Origin of the sequence: Streptomyces adelaidensis (assembly GCF_016598475.1) — a bacterium.
In the GTDB taxonomy this organism is placed as follows: domain Bacteria; phylum Actinomycetota; class Actinomycetes; order Streptomycetales; family Streptomycetaceae; genus Streptomyces; species Streptomyces adelaidensis.
The window spans coordinates 1-14341 of record NZ_JAEMUX010000136.1; the positions used below are offsets into that span (position 1 = coordinate 1).

Here is a 14341-nt window from a genome sequence, read left to right on the forward strand (position 1 = left end):
TAGCCGGAGAGCGCGCGGGTACCGCAAGTGGTTTTCGGGGCGGGCAGCCCGGGAAGCGGGCGGCTGCCGCGGCGTCTCGCCTCGGGGCGGCATCCGGGCCGTCGGGCCCGACCGCCTTCCCCTCGGACCCCGACTCACCCCCTTCAGGCCCGCGCTGCGTCGTCGTCCCCGGCCGGCGGCCAGGTGTCGCCCCACTCCGCGTCCCTCGCCGCCTTGTAGAGGAGGCCGTGGCGCTTGGTGACCGTGGTCCGGCTGAGGCCGGGCTCGGACTCGCAGAGGTCGAGGAGGACCTGGCCCTTGCGGATCTGTGGTTTGCGTACGACTCGGGAGGGGGCCGGGGTCGGGGGAAAGCGGGTGGCGGCCACGTAGCTGAACTTCTCGTCCTCGTAGGCGAGGGAGCCGCCCTTGACCTGGCGGTGGAGGGAGGAACGGCTGACCCGGGCGGAGAAGTGGCACCAGTCCTGGCCGGGCACGATGGGGCAGGCGGCGCTGTGCGGGCAGGGGGCGGCGATGTGGAAGCCGGCGGCGACGAGGCGGTCGCGGGCCTCGATGACGCGGGTGTAGCCGTCGGGGGTGCCGGGTTCGATGATCACGACGGCCTGGGCGGCGGTCGCGGCCGCCGTCACGACGGCCGTGCGGTCGGCGGGGGTCAGCTCGCCCAGGACGTAGGCGATGGTGACGAGATCAGTGCTCTCGACAGTGAGCGCCGATCCGATACGAGAGCGCCGCCACTCGGCGGTCCTCAGCTCCGGGCTGGCCGCGGCGATCTCCCGCCCGAGCGCCAGCGCCGGCTCCGCCCAGTCGAGCACCGTCACCGGCCGTCCGCCCTCCCAGGTCGCGTTCACCGCCCAGGTCGCCGCGCCCGTACCGCCACCGACGTCGACATGACCGCCGGGCACCCACTCGGGCACCGCCGCCGCGAACGCGTCGAGCGCCGAGCACACCGCCTCGAACGTCGCCGGCATCCGGTACGCCGCGTACGCGACCACGTCCGACCGGTCCCGCAGCACCGGGGCGTCCGTCGGCGTCCGCCCCCGATAGTTCGCGATCAGCCGCTCCACCGCCTGTGCGGCCGACTTCGGCGGGAGCCCGTCGAGGAGGCCGGCGAGGGCGGTGCGGAGGGTGTCGGCCGGGGAGGCGGGAGCGGGGGCGTTCACGGCGTGATTCTACGAGAGGTGGAACGTAGGGTGCCCGGATGGTCGAGGTACCCGACGCGTTCGCGCGGAGCACGGTCGAGCGGGAGGGCGAGCCCAGGGAAGACGTGGCTCGCCGAACTGCCGGGAATCGTCGAGGAGTTGATGGGCCGGTGGGGGTGCGAGCCGGACGGCCCGGTCGCGCACGGGGGTGTCGGGATGATCGTCCCGCGCCCGAAGCCCGCGCCGATCCGACGTCGAGCGCTCAGCGCTTGGTCTCGTACCTGGTCAGGACCACGCCGCCGGGAAACGTCCGGGTCTCCACCAGGGTCAGGTTCACCCAGTTGTCCAGGGCTGTGAAGAACGGCGTGCCGCCGCCCACCAGGACCGGATGGGTGACGGTCGCGTACTCGTCGATCAGCCCGGCCCGCATGGCCGCCGCGGCGAGTGTGGCACCGCAGATGTCCATGGGGCCGCCGTCGTCGGCCTTGAGCCTGGTGATCTCGGTGACCGCGTCGCCGGTGACCAGGCGGGTGTTCCAGTCGACCGTGCTGGTCGTAGAGGAGAACACCACCTTCGGCATGTCCCGCCAGCGGCCGGCATACTCGATCGCCGCCGGTGTGGCACCCGGCTGCTTGTCGGCGGTCGGCCAGTGGGAGCTCATCGTCTCCCACAGCTTGCGCCCGTACAGCGCCAGGCCCGTCGCGTCCACCCGGTCGGACCACCACTGGAACAGCTCGTCGCTCGGCACGCTCCAGCCGAGGTCGTCGCCGGGCGCGGCGATGTAGCCGTCCAGGCTCAGGTTCATGCCAAAGGTCAGTTTCCGCATGGCGTCAGCCTCCCGTGAGTCGGTATTCGGCGTACAGACCGGCACGGCTCGGAAAAATCATCGGTCAGGCCACACCGAGGGCCGGTTGACCACCACACCAAGCGGATGCCGCGTACGGAACGGAACCTCCGACGTACACCTATTCCCCGGAGCGGATCTACCTCGACCACGGCCTCACGGGCACCAACCGTGCCCGCCCCGGCCTCGACCAGGCCCTCGCCGCATTGGCCGGAAGGATGTGCAGGGTGGCCCGTTCGCGACTGCCGCAGCAGTAAATACCGGATTACTGCGGCAGTGCCGGAAGGGCGGGGCGAGCGTGGCGATCGAACCGGTGACCGAACTCGGAAGCGGGGGCGCGCTCCGGCTGCCGCGCGCCCGGGTGGTGCCCCTGTCCGCCCCGCCCTCGTCGTACACCGCGGCGGTCGAGCGGTACCTCACCGGTGCGAGCATCGCGAAGTCCTCCGCGCGGATCTACCGGATCTCGCTGACGACGTGGGGGGATGCTCGCCGGCGAACCGGCGCCGACCGGGCCCGCCCGCCGGGGCGCGAAGCCGCCCGTGTTTGCGGCTGGTGACAGCGTTCATACCGGCACCCCGGGTCGCCCGGAGCGGGCCGCGCCGGGACTGGCTCACCGCGTTCGTGGACCGGCTGGCGGAGCTGCTCACATCCCACGCACCGCCCGCGCGACCCGGGTACCCGCCGCCGCCCTGGCCGCGTTGATCGGGTCCCGACGGCGGGGGTGCACCGCGTTCGTGAGCAGCACCATGAACGTGTCCGTGGCCTGGTCGAGGATCAGCGACGTACCCGTGAAGCCGGTGTGGCCGGCCGCGCCCCGGCCCGCCAACTCCCCCATGAACCAGCGCTGGTCGAGGGCGAAGCCGAGGCCGGGCGGGGTGAGCATCAGTTCGACGAAGTCGGGGCCGAGGATGCGGGCGGGGCCGTAGGAGCCGCCGGCGAGGAGGGCGCGGCAGAAGACGGCCAGGTCGCGGGCGGTGGAGAAGAGGCCCGCATGGCCGGCCACACCGCCGAGGGACCAGGCGTTCTCGTCGTGGACGTCGCCCCGGACCATGCCTCGGTCGGCCTTGGCCCAGGGGCGGCGCTGGTCCTCGGTGGCCGCCGCGGCCGGGTAGGGGCCGAAGCCCGTGGCCGTCATGCCCAGGGGGTGGGTGATGCCGTCGCGGATGAGGGTGTCGAGCCCCCGGCCCGTCAGACGTTCCAGGACGTGCTGGAGGAGCAGGAGGTTCAGGTCGGAGTAGGCGTACGCCGTGCCGGGCGGGGCCGCGGGTGCCTCCGCGCGGAGCATCGCCAGGCGGGCGGCCGGGGACGGGCAGTCGTAGAGCGGGAGTTCGGGGCGCAGGCCCGAGGTGTGGGTGAGCAAGTGCCTTATGGTCAGGCCGTGTTCGGCGGCGCCGGTGAAGTCCGGGAGGTACGCCGCCACCCTCGCGTCGATGCCGAGGGTGCCGCGCTCCAGTTGCTGGACCGCGGCCACGGCGGTGAACAGCTTGGTGAGGGAGGCGAGGTCGAAGGGGGTGCCCGGCGTCGCCGGGACGCGGGATGCGGGCGGCAGTTCCACTCCCCGGTCGGCGGCCTCGTCGTAGGCCTCGTAGCGGACCGCCCAGCCCGCCGCCTCCTCCACGGCGATGACGGGGCCGCGTCCGGCGAGGACGACGGCGGCGGGGGTCAGGGGGCGGTCCCCTTCCGTCAGCGCGCGCACCTCTTCCGCGAGATGGCGCAGTTCCTCGGGGTCGAGTCCGGCCCGTTCCGGGGTGTCCGTGCGCAGTCTCGGCGCGCTCAGCTCTCCGCTCCCTCCACTTTCGTACGCCTGTTCCAAGGACGGCACAGTGTCACGAAGCAGGTCGCGGCCACCAGTGTCGCGGCCAGTTGGACGACGGCCATGGGAACGGCGGTGTCCTCGCCCGCGATGCCGACCAGAGGGGACGCTATCGCGCCGATCAGGAAGGACGAGGTACCCAGCAGGGCCGACCCGGAACCCGCCGCGTGGCGCACCCGCAGCAGGGCGAGGGCCTGGGTGTTGGGGAGGGTGACGCCCATCGCGGACATCAGGACGAAGAGGGCCGCCGACACCGGGGTCAGGCCCACCTCGCCGAAGACGCCCAGGGACATCAGCAGCAGCGCCGTCGCGGACAGGGCGACGATCGCGAGGCCCACCGCGAACACCTTGTCCAGGCTCACCCGGCCGACCAGGATCTTGCCGTTGATCTGGCCGACGATGACGAGGCCGACGGAGTTGACGCCGAAGAGCAGGCTGAACGTCTGCGGGGAGGCGCCGTAGATCTCCTGGATCACGAACGGGGAGGCGCTGATGTACGCGAAGAGGGCGGCGAAGGCGAAGCCGCCGGCGAGCACGTAGCCCATGAAGATCCGGTCGGTGAGCAGAGCGCGCATCGCGCCCAGGGTCTCGCCGATGCCGCCGCTGTGGCGCTCGGCGGGCGGCAGCGTCTCGGGGAGCCGCGCCCAGACGACCGCCAGCAGGGCGACGCCGATGACGGTCAGGAGGACGAAGACGCCCCGCCAGTCCGTGGTCCGCAGGATCTGGCCGCCGATCAGCGGCGCGACGATCGGGGCCACTCCGGAGACCAGCATGAGGGTGGAGAAGAAGCGGGCCATCGCGTCGCCGTCGTACAGGTCGCGCACCACGGCCCGGGCGATCACGATGCCGGCCGAGCCGGCGAGGCCCTGGACGAGCCGCAGGGCGATCAGGGTCTCGACGGTGGGGGCGAGGGCGCACAGGGCGGTGGCCAGGATGTACACGGCCAGGCCGAGGAGCAGGGGGCGCTTACGGCCCCAGCGGTCGCTCATCGGGCCGATCAGCAACTGGCCGAGCGCCATGCCGGCGAGGCAGGCGGTGATGGTCAGCTGGACCGTGGTGGCGGGGGCGTGCAGCGAGTTGGTGACCTCCGGGAGGGCCGGGAGGTACATGTCCATCGCGAGGGGTGGGGTGGCGGTCAGTCCGCCGAGGATGAGGGTGACGAGGAGGCCGGTGCGGCGGAGGGCGGTGGGGCCCGGCTTCGGCGACTTCGGTCGCTTCGACGGCTTCGGCGACTTCGGCGGCTTCGGCGTTCGCGGTGCCGCCGCCGGCGCCACGGTGTTCGACTCGGCCGACGCCGAGCCCGGTATGTGCCCCTCGGGCATGTGCCCCTCCCTCTCCGTTCGGTCCGCCACCTATGCTCTCAGCTCGTACGACGTGGGCGGGGTCACAAGTCCGCCCCGGAGCCGAGAACAGGGGTGGCGATGTCGAACGACGGACGTGTGCGGTGGGGGATCCTGGCGACCGGAGGGATCGCCGCGGCCTTCACGGCCGACCTCGTCGACCTGCCGGACGCCGAGGTGGTGGCGGTGGCCTCGCGCAGCGAGGACACGGCGAAGGTCTTCGCGGAGCGGTTCGGGATACCGAGGGCGTACGGCGACTGGCGCGCGCTCGCCGAGGACGAGGACGTGGATGTGGTGTACGTCGCCACTCCGCACTCGGCGCACCGGGTCGCCGCCGGGATGTGCCTGGAGGCGGGGCGGGGTGTGCTCTGCGAGAAGGCGTTCACGCTGAACGTGCGGGAGGCGGAGGAGCTGGTCGCGCTGGCGCGGGGGCGCGGGCGGTTCCTGATGGAGGCCATGTGGATGTACTGCAATCCGCTGGTCCGGCGCCTCGCCGGGCTGGTGCGGGACGGCGCGATCGGTGAAGTGCGGACCGTGCAGGCCGACTTCGGGCTCGCGGGGCCCTTCCCGCCCTCGCACCGGCTGCGGGATCCGGCGCAGGGCGGGGGCGCGCTGCTCGACCTCGGCGTGTATCCGGTCTCCTTCGCGCAGTTGCTGCTCGGGGAGCCGTCGGACGTCACGGGGAGAGCGGTGCTCTCCGACGAGGGCGTCGACCTCCAGACGGGAGCACTGCTCTCATGGGAGAGCGGTGCTATCGCTTCGGTGCACTGCTCCATCGTCGGCGGTACGGCCACCTCCGCCTCCGTCACCGGCTCCGCGGGCCGTATCGACATCCCGCACGGCTTCTTCTTCCCGGACCACTTCGTCCTCCACCGGGACGGCCGCGAACCGGAGACGTTCACCGCGGACCCGGCCGACGGCGCCCGCAACAGCCTCCGCCACGAGGCCACCGAGGTCATGCGGGCCCTGCGCGCCGGCGAGACCGAGTCCTCCCTCGTCCCGCTCGACGGCACCCTCGCCGTGATGCGGACCCTCGACGCGATCCGGGATCGCATCGGGGTCCGCTATCCGGGCGAGGCCGACCGTGAGACCGGCCCCGAGACCGGCCGCCGGGGCGGCGGTGAACCGGCGGCTACGCCGGCGTGAGCCCCGGCTTCCCCGCCTCCGTCACGAAGGACGCCACCGTCGAGATCCCCGCCCCCGTCGTCGTCACGTACGGCACGGCCTTGAAGTCGGCGCGCGCCGACTTCCGGCCGAGCTCCACGGTCGTATAGCCGCGGCGGCCGTTGTAGAAGCGCAGGTGGGGGTTGGCGGTCATGTAGGTGTCCCAGTTGGCGGGCTTGTCGGAGCCGTTGCCGCCGCTGGTGACGGAGGTGGCGACGAGTTCCGTGCCGACGGTGCGGGAGGAGCGGTCGTCGAAGTCGCGCTTGATGTCGAAGGCGTAGCCGACGTGGACGTCGCCGGTGAGGACCATCAGGTTCTGGATGCCGGCCGCGTCCGCGCCGGCGAGGAGCCGCTCGCGGGAGGCGGCGTAGCCGTCCCAGGAGTCCATGGAGACCTTGTAGTCGTCGCCGACGGCGTTGCGGCGCTGGGAGAAGGTGACCTGCTGGGGGACGACGTTCCAGACCGCGTCGGACTTGGCCCAGCCGTCGAGGAGCCAGCGTTCCTGGGTGGCGCCCGTTATCGTGCGCGCGGGGTCGGCGGACTCCGGTCCTGGGATCTGCCAGCCGTCGCCCTGCGCCTGGTTGGAGCGGTACTGGCGGGTGTCGAGTATGTCGAACTGGGCGAGGCGGCCCCAGTTGAAGCGGCGGTAGAGCTTCATGCCGGCGCCGTCGGGCCGCTGGGGGCTGCGCAGCGGCTGGTTCTCCCAGTACGCGCGGTAGGCGGCGGCGCGGCGCAGCAGGAACTCCTCGCTCGGTACGTCGCTTCCGTCGGGGAGGTCGCCCGCGTAGTTGTTCTCGGTCTCGTGGTCGTCCCAGGTGACGACGAACGGGTGCGCGGCGTGCGCGGCTCGCAGGTCGGCGTCGGTCTTGCAGAGGGCGTACCGCAGACGGTAGTCCTCCAGGGTGACCGTCTCGTGGTTGAAGAGGTCGGGCAGGACGCGGTCGGTGTAGCCGCGGGCGCCGCCGACGGAGTTCACGGCGTACTCGTAGAGGTAGTCCCCGAGATGGAAGACGACATCGATGTCCTCGCCCGCCAGGTGCCGGTAGGCGGTGTAGTGACCCTGGTCGTAGCGCTGGCAGGAGACGGCCGCGAAGGAGAGGGCGGCGGAGTTTCCGGTCAGGTCGGCGCGGCCGGGGGCGGTGCGGGTACGGCCGGTCTCGCTGATCCAGGTGCCGGTGCGGAAGCGGTAGTAGTAGACGCGCCCGGGGTCGAGGTAGCCGACCTCCACGTGGACGGTGTGGTGGAACTCGGGGTGGGCGGTGGCGGTGCCACGTCTGACGATCCGTCGGAAGCTCTCGTCGCGGGCCAGTTCCCATCGCACGGCGACGCGTTCGGCGGGCAGTCCGCCGTCGGGCTGGTACGGGGCCGGGGCGAGCCGGGTCCACAGCAGCACGGAGGCGGGCAGCGGGTCGCCGGAGGCCACACCGAGGGTGAAGGGGTCCTCGGTGACGCGCCGCGCGTCGAGCGGGGCGGCGGCCGCGGCGCCGGCCGCGGGGAGGTTGGTGGCGAAGGCGAGCGCGGCGGCCGCTCCCGTGACGGTGAGGAAGCGGCGGCGGTCGAAGTGCCGGGCGGCGGCCCGTAGTTCGGGCGAGTGCGACGAGCGGGACTGCGTCGGCCTGTGGGCTGCGGGTGTCATCTGGCGCTCCCCTGACGGTTGTTGTACTTGGCATTGGAGTGGCCAGGGTCGACGATCTTCTGTCACGTACACAACAGCCAGGTGGCGGACGGATGAGTTCCGGATGGCGGGCCCTTTCCGCTCGGTGGCGCGCGGGCCCTTTCCGCCCAGCGGCGCGCGGCCCCTTCCACTCGGCCGGGCGCGAGCCCTCCCCTACGCTGCGAGGTCATGAACGCCAACGGAACCAAGATCGCGATCGTGACAGGTGCGGGCTCCGGCATCGGCCGTGCCGTGGCCGTGGAGTTGCTGCGCACCGGCTGGTCGGTGGCGCTGGCGGGCCGCCGCGAGGAGAAGCTCACCGAGACCGCGGCCGAGGCCGAGACCGCGGCCGCGGCCGAGGCCGAGACCGCGGCCGAGGCCGAGACCGCGGCCGAGGCCGAGACCGCGGCCGAGGCCGGCGCATCGCAGACGGAGGCCCTGTGCGTCCGTACCGACGTCTCACGGCCCGACGAGGTGGCCGCGCTCTTCACCGCCGTGCGTGAGCGGTTCGGGCGGCTGGACCTGCTGTTCAACAACGCGGGCACGTTCGGCCCCGGCGGGGTCCCGGTGGAGGAGCTGGACTACGCGGCCTGGCGGCATGTGGTGGACACCAACCTCAACGGGGCGTTCCTGTGCGCGCAGGCGGCGTACCGGCAGATGAAGGAGCAGGACCCGCGGGGCGGCCGGATCATCAACAACGGCTCCATCTCCGCCCACACGCCCCGGCCGCACTCCGTCGCCTACACCGCGACCAAGCACGCCCTGACGGGCCTGACCAAGTCACTCTCCCTGGACGGGCGGCCGTACGGCATCGCGGTCGGCCAGATCGACATCGGCAACGCGGCGACGGACATGACGGAGCGAATGCGCGACGGAGTCCTCCAGGCGAATGGCCAACTCTTGCCCGAGCCGGTGATGGACGTGACCGATGTGGCCCGCACCGTGCGGCACATGGCCGAGCTGCCACTGGAGGCGAATGTGCAGTTCGCGACGGTGCTGGCGACGACGATGCCGTATGTGGGGCGGGGCTGAGATCCCCGGCGGGGGCGGTCGAAACCTGCGGCGGAGGCGGCCCGGACCGGCGGCGAGAGCGGTCGGGACCGGCGGCGAGAGCGGTCGGGACCGGCGGCGAGAGCGGTCGGGACCAGGCCCGGCCGGTGTGGGCGGCACTCGTCCATGACTCAACTTGCACAAACGGAGGAAGCCCCTCCGGACCATTCGAGCACGTGGCAGGCATATGCTCAGGTCCCGTCTCCACGAGAGCTTCACACTTGGAGGCGATGGCTTCCGCCGGCCACCCCGAGGGGGGGAGGTGGCAGCCGTCCCGCGGCCCGGATGGGGGCGGACCTCGCGTGGGACCGCGAGGTAAGCACCGGGCCGCGGGACGACTGCCCGCCGCTCATCTCTTCTCCTGACCGCATCCCATCGGAAATTCCTGGCAATAGCCCCTCGGCAGCTTAGGAATTGGCTGTCTTATGGAAATCTGATGCAAGGTCCTTATTTCTCAGGCCTTACACATTCCTTGTTCAGGACCCCTCAAAGGTTTCTCCCTAGCTTGTGACCGCGCCCACAGCGGGCGCCAAGAACCTTTGGGGAACGGGATGTTTGGCATCTATCTCAAGCGAGAGCTGAGCCGGCGCAAGAAGGCGGCTCTGGTCATCGCGATGGGTCTGGCGCTCGGAATCGCGCTGGTCATCACCGTCACTTCGGTCTCGGCGGGGATGCGGCAGGCGCAGGACAAGGTCCTTCAGTCGCTCTACGGGCTCGGCACCGACATGACGGTCACCAAGGCCAGAGATGCGCCGTCCGGGGACGACGAACAGGGCGGCGGGCAGAGATTCGAGTTCGACGCCAGCGCGGACGACGACGAGCAGAGTTCGGACCGGGTGATGACCCAGGGCGGACAGACCCTGAAGTCCTCGCTCGTCGCCAAGGTGGCCGAGCAGGACGGTGTCTCCGAGGCCGTGGGCGCGCTCAGCCTCAACGTCATCAAGGTCGACGGCTCCTTCACCCAGGGCGAGGCGCAGAGCGACGACTCCTCGTCCGCCCAGCAGGGTCAGGGCGCCCCCGGCGGCACCGCCACCGGGGGCGGCGGCACCAGCCAGCCCCGCGTCGAGGGCGGCGGCGCCTCCTTCGGTGTGAACAACTACGCCGTCGCCGGTGTCGACGTCACCGACCAGGACCTCGGCCCGCTCGCCACCTCGAAGATCACCAAGGGCAAGACCTTCACGGCGTCGCAGACCGACGCGAAGGTCGCGGTGCTCAGCAAGTCGTACGCCACGGAGAACGAGTACACGGTCGGCGAGACCATCAAGATCTCCGACACCAAGTACAAGATCATCGGTATCGCGACGCCCGACACCAGTGAGTCGACCACCGATGTCTACCTGCCGCTCAAGCAGGCACAGACCCTCGGCGACGCGAAGAACACCGTCACCACGATCTACGTCAAGGCGACCGACTCGCAGCAGATCGACGCCGTCAAGGCGACCATCCAGAAGAACATCTCGGGGACGACGGTGACCACCTCCGCCGACCTCGCCGAGACCGTCTCCGGCTCGCTGACCACCGCCTCGAACCTCGCGACCAGCGTCGGCAAGTGGCTGTCCATCGCCGTGCTCGCCGCCGCGTTCCTGGTGGCCGCGCTGCTCACCTCCTCGGCCGTCTCCCGCCGGGTGCGCGAGTTCGGCACGCTGAAGGCGCTCGGCTGGCCCAGCCGCAAGGTCACCCGGCAGGTCGTCGGCGAGTCCATCGTCAACGGGCTGCTCGGCGGCGCCCTCGGCATCGGGCTCGGCCTGGCCGCCGCGTACACCGTGACCGCGATCAGCCCGACCCTCAAGGCGGAGCTGGGCAACACCGGCGGCATGGGTGGCGGCCCCGGCGGTGGCGGCGCCCCCGGTCAGCAGAGCTCCAACGCCCTGGAGATCGCGCTGTCCGCACCCGTCTCCCTGTCCACCATCGCGCTCGCGGCGGGCCTCGCCATCGCCGGCGGTCTGATCGCCGGGGCCATGGGCGGCTGGCGCGCCTCCCGGATGCGGCCCGCGGACGCGCTCCGCAGCGTGTCGTAGCCCGCCGGCCCTCAACCTCCCGAAGGACAACCATGTACAAGCTCACCGGCGTCACCAAGCGCTACCAGCGGGGCAAGGAGACGGTGGAGGCGCTGCGCGACATCGACCTCGTCATCGAGGACGGCGACCAGCTCGTCATCCAGGGCCCCACGGGTGGCGGCAAGTCCACCCTCCTGCAGATGATCGGCGGCCTGGACCGCCCCTCCGAGGGCAGTGTCGAGCTGGACGGCGTGGACCTCTCCTCCATCAGCGAGGCCAAGCTGACCCGGCTGCGCGCCGAGAAGATCGGCATCATCTTCCAGGCGTTCAACCTCATCCCGACACTCACCGCGCAGGAGAACGTCGAGACCGCGCTCGTCCCGCTCGGCGTGAAGCCGGCCGAGCGGCGCGAGCGGGCCGCCGAGGCGCTGCGCTCGGTGGGCCTCGGCGAGCGCCTCACGCACGCCCCGTCCGAGCTGTCGGGCGGTCAGCAGCAGCGGGTCGCCATCGCCCGCGCCCTGGTCAAGAAGCCGAAGGTGCTCCTCGCGGACGAGCCGACCGGCAACCTCGACGAGGGCACCCGCGACGAGATCATGGCCCTCCTCGAAGGGCTCTGGCGTGAACTGGGCGTCACGTTCATCCTGGTCACGCACGACTCGTCGATCGCCAGGCGGGCGCCGCGGCTCGCCACCATCAAGGCCGGGAGGCTGACGCTGACGGAGCAGGCACAGGAGCAGGCACAGGAGCAGGAGCAGGCACAGGAGCAGGAGCAGGAGCAGGCGCAGTACGCGGGCTGAGGTCCCCGCCCCCGCTGTCCCCGCCCCCGCTGTCCCCGCCGTACGGGCCGTTCACCGCCCCAGGATCCGGTCGACCTCGGCCACCTGGTCCGCGGTGAGCGGCCCTTTCGCGAGGGCGCCCGCGTTCTCCTCGGCCTGGGCGACGGTACGGAAGCCGGGGATGGGGACGGTACGCGGGCTGCGGGCCCAGATCCAGGCGAGGGCGCCCTGCGCGAGCGTACGGCCCTCGCTGGTGAGGATCTCGCGCAGCGCCTCGACCCGGCCGAGCCACTCCGGGTCGGCGCCGGCGTCCGCGGTGAAGCCCGGCAGCCAGGCGGGCGGGGTGCTGCGGATGTCCCCGGCCTCCAGGGCGCGCCCGGCGGTGTGCTTGCCGGTGAGCAGCCCCATGGCGAGGGGGCTGCGGTTGACGCTCGCGAGGTCCGACTCCTCGCACAGCGCGAGGAGTTCGGGCGCGTCCTGGAGGATGTTCAGCCGATGCTGCACGGCCGTGCAGTGCGGCCCCTCGGCGAACACGGCGGCACGCTCCGGGTCGTCGGTGCTCCACGCGTACGCCCGGATCAGGCCCTCCCGTACGAACTCCTCGCAGGTGTCGCGGAGTTCGGCCGCGCGCTCGGGGTCGGCGTCGGAGATGTGCAGCTGGTACAGGTCGACGTGGTCGGTGCCGAGGCGGTCGAGGGAGGCGGTGAGGGCGCGGCGGGCGTGCGCCGGGGTGTCGTCCTGGCCGTCGGCGACGCGGGTGCGCTCGTCGAAGATGTTGCCCCACTTGGTGGCCACGACGACGTCCGCGCGCCGCTTGCCGAGGGCCCGGCCGAGCACGCGCTCGCTGTGGCCGGTGCCGTACGCGTCGGCCGTGTCGAAGAAGGTGACGCCGAGGTCGAGGGCGCGGTGGACCGCCCGTACGGATTCCTCGTCGTCCACCTTGCCCCAGCCGAGCGGCTGTCCGTCGGGCCGCCGCCACTCGCCGCCGATCGCCCAGCAGCCGAAGCCGAGGGCGCTGACCTGGATGCCGCTGCGGCCGAGGGGCCTGGTGTACGTGTCCGGGTGTGACTTCGCGTGCGTGTTCGTCTCCATGTCCGAGGACGTTAGGAGTTGGAGTGCACACGAGGGCAAGCCCTGGCGGTCGACGTACCGGGACCGACCTCAGGCCTGGCCGGTCTCGAAACGGGAGATCCTGCCGTCCTCCGACACGGTGAAGCGCCAGGCGGTGCGCATCTCGCCCCAGGTGTCGTTGCGGTAGTTGGCGACGAGGGCGCGGCCCCCGGCGGTCTCGCGATGGACCTCGATATGGCCGTGGGAGGAGAAGATCTCCCGGTCGGTCCAGTCGTCGAGGTCGCGGTCGGAACCGTCGTCCGACATGGTCGCGTCGGGGGCGAGGAGCGCCACGAAGGCGTCACGGTCGTGCGCGTTCACCGCGTTGACGAAGGCCCGGACGGCCGGGTCACTGAGTTTGGCTGGTGCGATCGTCATGGCGGCAGCCTCACACCGTTGACGGGGGTACGCCACCGGGGGCGCGGCCCGCGCCGCCACCGGGGGCGCGGCCCGCGTACGGCGCCACCCGAACGGTCGCGTGAGCGGTTCGGGCGGGTGTGATCGGTGCGACGGTGGATACGCGGGAGGGGACCGCCCGACCGTACCGTCTGCTTCGGGAGCCACCGTGACCTCATTCGACCGACGCGATCTGGGACTGCTGCTGCTCCGCCTGGGCACGGGAGGGGTGTTGGCCGCGCACGGGACGCAGAAGCTGTTCGGCTGGTTCGGCGGGGGCGGGATCGAGGGCACCGGCAAGTTCATGGAGTCCGTCGGCTACCGCCCCGGCAAGGCGAGCGCCACCGCGTCCGGGCTGGCCGAGACGGGCGGCGGCACGCTGCTCGCGCTCGGGCTCGGTACGCCCGGGGCCGGTGCCGCCGCGGCGGGCGCCATGGCGGGCGCGGCCGCGGTGCACACCCCCAACGGCTTCTTCAACGCGGGCGGCGGCTACGAGTACGCCGCGACCCTGGGCCTCGCCGCCGCGGGCCTCGCGATCTCCGGACCCGGCCGGCTCTCCCTCGACCACGTGTTCCGCCATGTCGTCGACCGGGGCTGGATGGTTCCGGCGGCGTTCGCCGGTGCGGCCGCGGTCACGGCGGTGGTCGTGGGGACGCGGAACCAGCGGCTGCGCAAGGAGAAGGAGGGCGAGCAGGAGGCGTTGTTCGAGGAGTGAGCGTGCCTGCCCAAGCGCGTGAGCCGTCGCTGTCGTAGGGCGTGAACCGGCGCTGTCATAGGGGCATGGCAGGGTGTTTAGCAGTTGACCGATTGGCCTGGGGATCCTGGGTTCTCCTGGGTCTTGGGTGCGGGGCTGGTGGGGCGTACGGGAGTGCGTAACCCGCATGGGGGTTCGGTCGTTGAGGTGATGGTCGGGGCTTCGGGGCGTGTGAGGGGGTGGCGGGGTGCGGCGGAGGGTGGAGCTGGGTGCGGGGGAGGCGCAGCAGGTCGCTGCCGCCTGTGCCCGTGCGCTGCGGGGTGTGGATGCGGTGACCGGGGAGCAGTTGGGCGAGGCTGCGCTGGTG

General features: G+C 72.0%; 13 protein-coding genes. 6 read left to right on the forward strand and 7 right to left on the reverse strand.

Annotated elements, in window-relative coordinates:
- Positions 1-143: 143 nt before the first annotated feature.
- Both I8N67_RS39000 and I8N67_RS39005 read right to left on the reverse strand, forming a co-directional pair.
- Entirely contained in the window at positions 144-1157 is a 1014-nt protein-coding gene (locus I8N67_RS39000; RefSeq protein ID WP_200309035.1) for a small ribosomal subunit Rsm22 family protein, read from the reverse strand.
- 241 nt (positions 1158-1398) lie between these two features.
- Complete coding sequence (locus I8N67_RS39005) at positions 1399-1962, reverse strand: dihydrofolate reductase family protein (RefSeq protein WP_200309036.1); 564 nt, start codon at positions 1960-1962, stop codon at positions 1399-1401.
- A gap of 316 nt (positions 1963-2278) precedes the next feature.
- On the opposite strand from I8N67_RS39005, the gene I8N67_RS39010 reads away from it, so the two are divergent.
- On the forward strand, positions 2279-2536 hold the full coding sequence (locus I8N67_RS39010; RefSeq protein WP_234046986.1) for a hypothetical protein: 258 nt from the start codon (positions 2279-2281) through the stop codon (positions 2534-2536).
- An 87-nt stretch (positions 2537-2623) separates the two neighbouring features.
- On the opposite strand, the gene I8N67_RS39015 is transcribed toward I8N67_RS39010, so the two are convergent.
- Complete coding sequence (locus tag I8N67_RS39015) at positions 2624-3802, reverse strand: serine hydrolase domain-containing protein (RefSeq protein ID WP_200309037.1); 1179 nt, start codon at positions 3800-3802, stop codon at positions 2624-2626.
- Positions 3754-5115 carry a multidrug effflux MFS transporter gene (locus tag I8N67_RS39020; RefSeq protein WP_200309038.1) on the reverse strand — a complete coding sequence of 454 codons (1362 nt, stop codon included), beginning with the start codon at positions 5113-5115 and terminating at the stop codon, positions 3754-3756. The genes I8N67_RS39015 and I8N67_RS39020 overlap by 49 nt, the downstream gene beginning before the upstream one ends.
- A gap of 99 nt (positions 5116-5214) precedes the next feature.
- Between I8N67_RS39020 and I8N67_RS39025 the strand changes: the two genes are divergently transcribed.
- A complete protein-coding gene (locus tag I8N67_RS39025) occupies positions 5215-6279 on the forward strand; it encodes a Gfo/Idh/MocA family protein (RefSeq protein ID WP_234046988.1) in 1065 nt (354 codons plus the stop codon).
- On the opposite strand, the gene I8N67_RS39030 is transcribed toward I8N67_RS39025, so the two are convergent.
- Positions 6266-7933 carry an alkaline phosphatase D family protein gene (locus tag I8N67_RS39030; protein WP_200309040.1) on the reverse strand — a complete coding sequence of 556 codons (1668 nt, stop codon included), beginning with the start codon at positions 7931-7933 and terminating at the stop codon, positions 6266-6268. The genes I8N67_RS39025 and I8N67_RS39030 overlap by 14 nt on opposite strands.
- Before the next feature lie 207 nt (positions 7934-8140).
- On the opposite strand from I8N67_RS39030, the gene I8N67_RS39035 reads away from it, so the two are divergent.
- The 3 genes from I8N67_RS39035 (at position 8141) to I8N67_RS39045 (ending at position 11795) form a co-directional block, all read left to right on the forward strand.
- Positions 8141-8983, forward strand: a complete 843-nt coding sequence (locus tag I8N67_RS39035) for an SDR family oxidoreductase (protein WP_200309041.1) — start codon at positions 8141-8143, stop codon at positions 8981-8983.
- A gap of 569 nt (positions 8984-9552) precedes the next feature.
- Entirely contained in the window at positions 9553-11019 is a 1467-nt protein-coding gene (locus tag I8N67_RS39040; RefSeq protein ID WP_200309042.1) for an ABC transporter permease, read from the forward strand.
- A 32-nt stretch (positions 11020-11051) separates the two neighbouring features.
- On the forward strand, positions 11052-11795 hold the full coding sequence (locus I8N67_RS39045; protein ID WP_200309043.1) for an ABC transporter ATP-binding protein: 744 nt from the start codon (positions 11052-11054) through the stop codon (positions 11793-11795).
- 51 nt (positions 11796-11846) lie between these two features.
- Here the strand turns inward: I8N67_RS39045 and I8N67_RS39050 are convergent, their stop codons facing one another.
- Both I8N67_RS39050 and I8N67_RS39055 read right to left on the reverse strand, forming a co-directional pair.
- Complete coding sequence (locus I8N67_RS39050) at positions 11847-12866, reverse strand: aldo/keto reductase (protein ID WP_200309044.1); 1020 nt, start codon at positions 12864-12866, stop codon at positions 11847-11849.
- Between the two features lie 69 nt (positions 12867-12935).
- A complete protein-coding gene (locus I8N67_RS39055) occupies positions 12936-13262 on the reverse strand; it encodes a nuclear transport factor 2 family protein (protein WP_200309045.1) in 327 nt (108 codons plus the stop codon).
- A 187-nt stretch (positions 13263-13449) separates the two neighbouring features.
- On the opposite strand from I8N67_RS39055, the gene I8N67_RS39060 reads away from it, so the two are divergent.
- Positions 13450-13995 carry a DoxX family membrane protein gene (locus I8N67_RS39060; RefSeq protein WP_200309046.1) on the forward strand — a complete coding sequence of 182 codons (546 nt, stop codon included), beginning with the start codon at positions 13450-13452 and terminating at the stop codon, positions 13993-13995.
- Positions 13996-14341 lie beyond the last annotated feature (346 nt).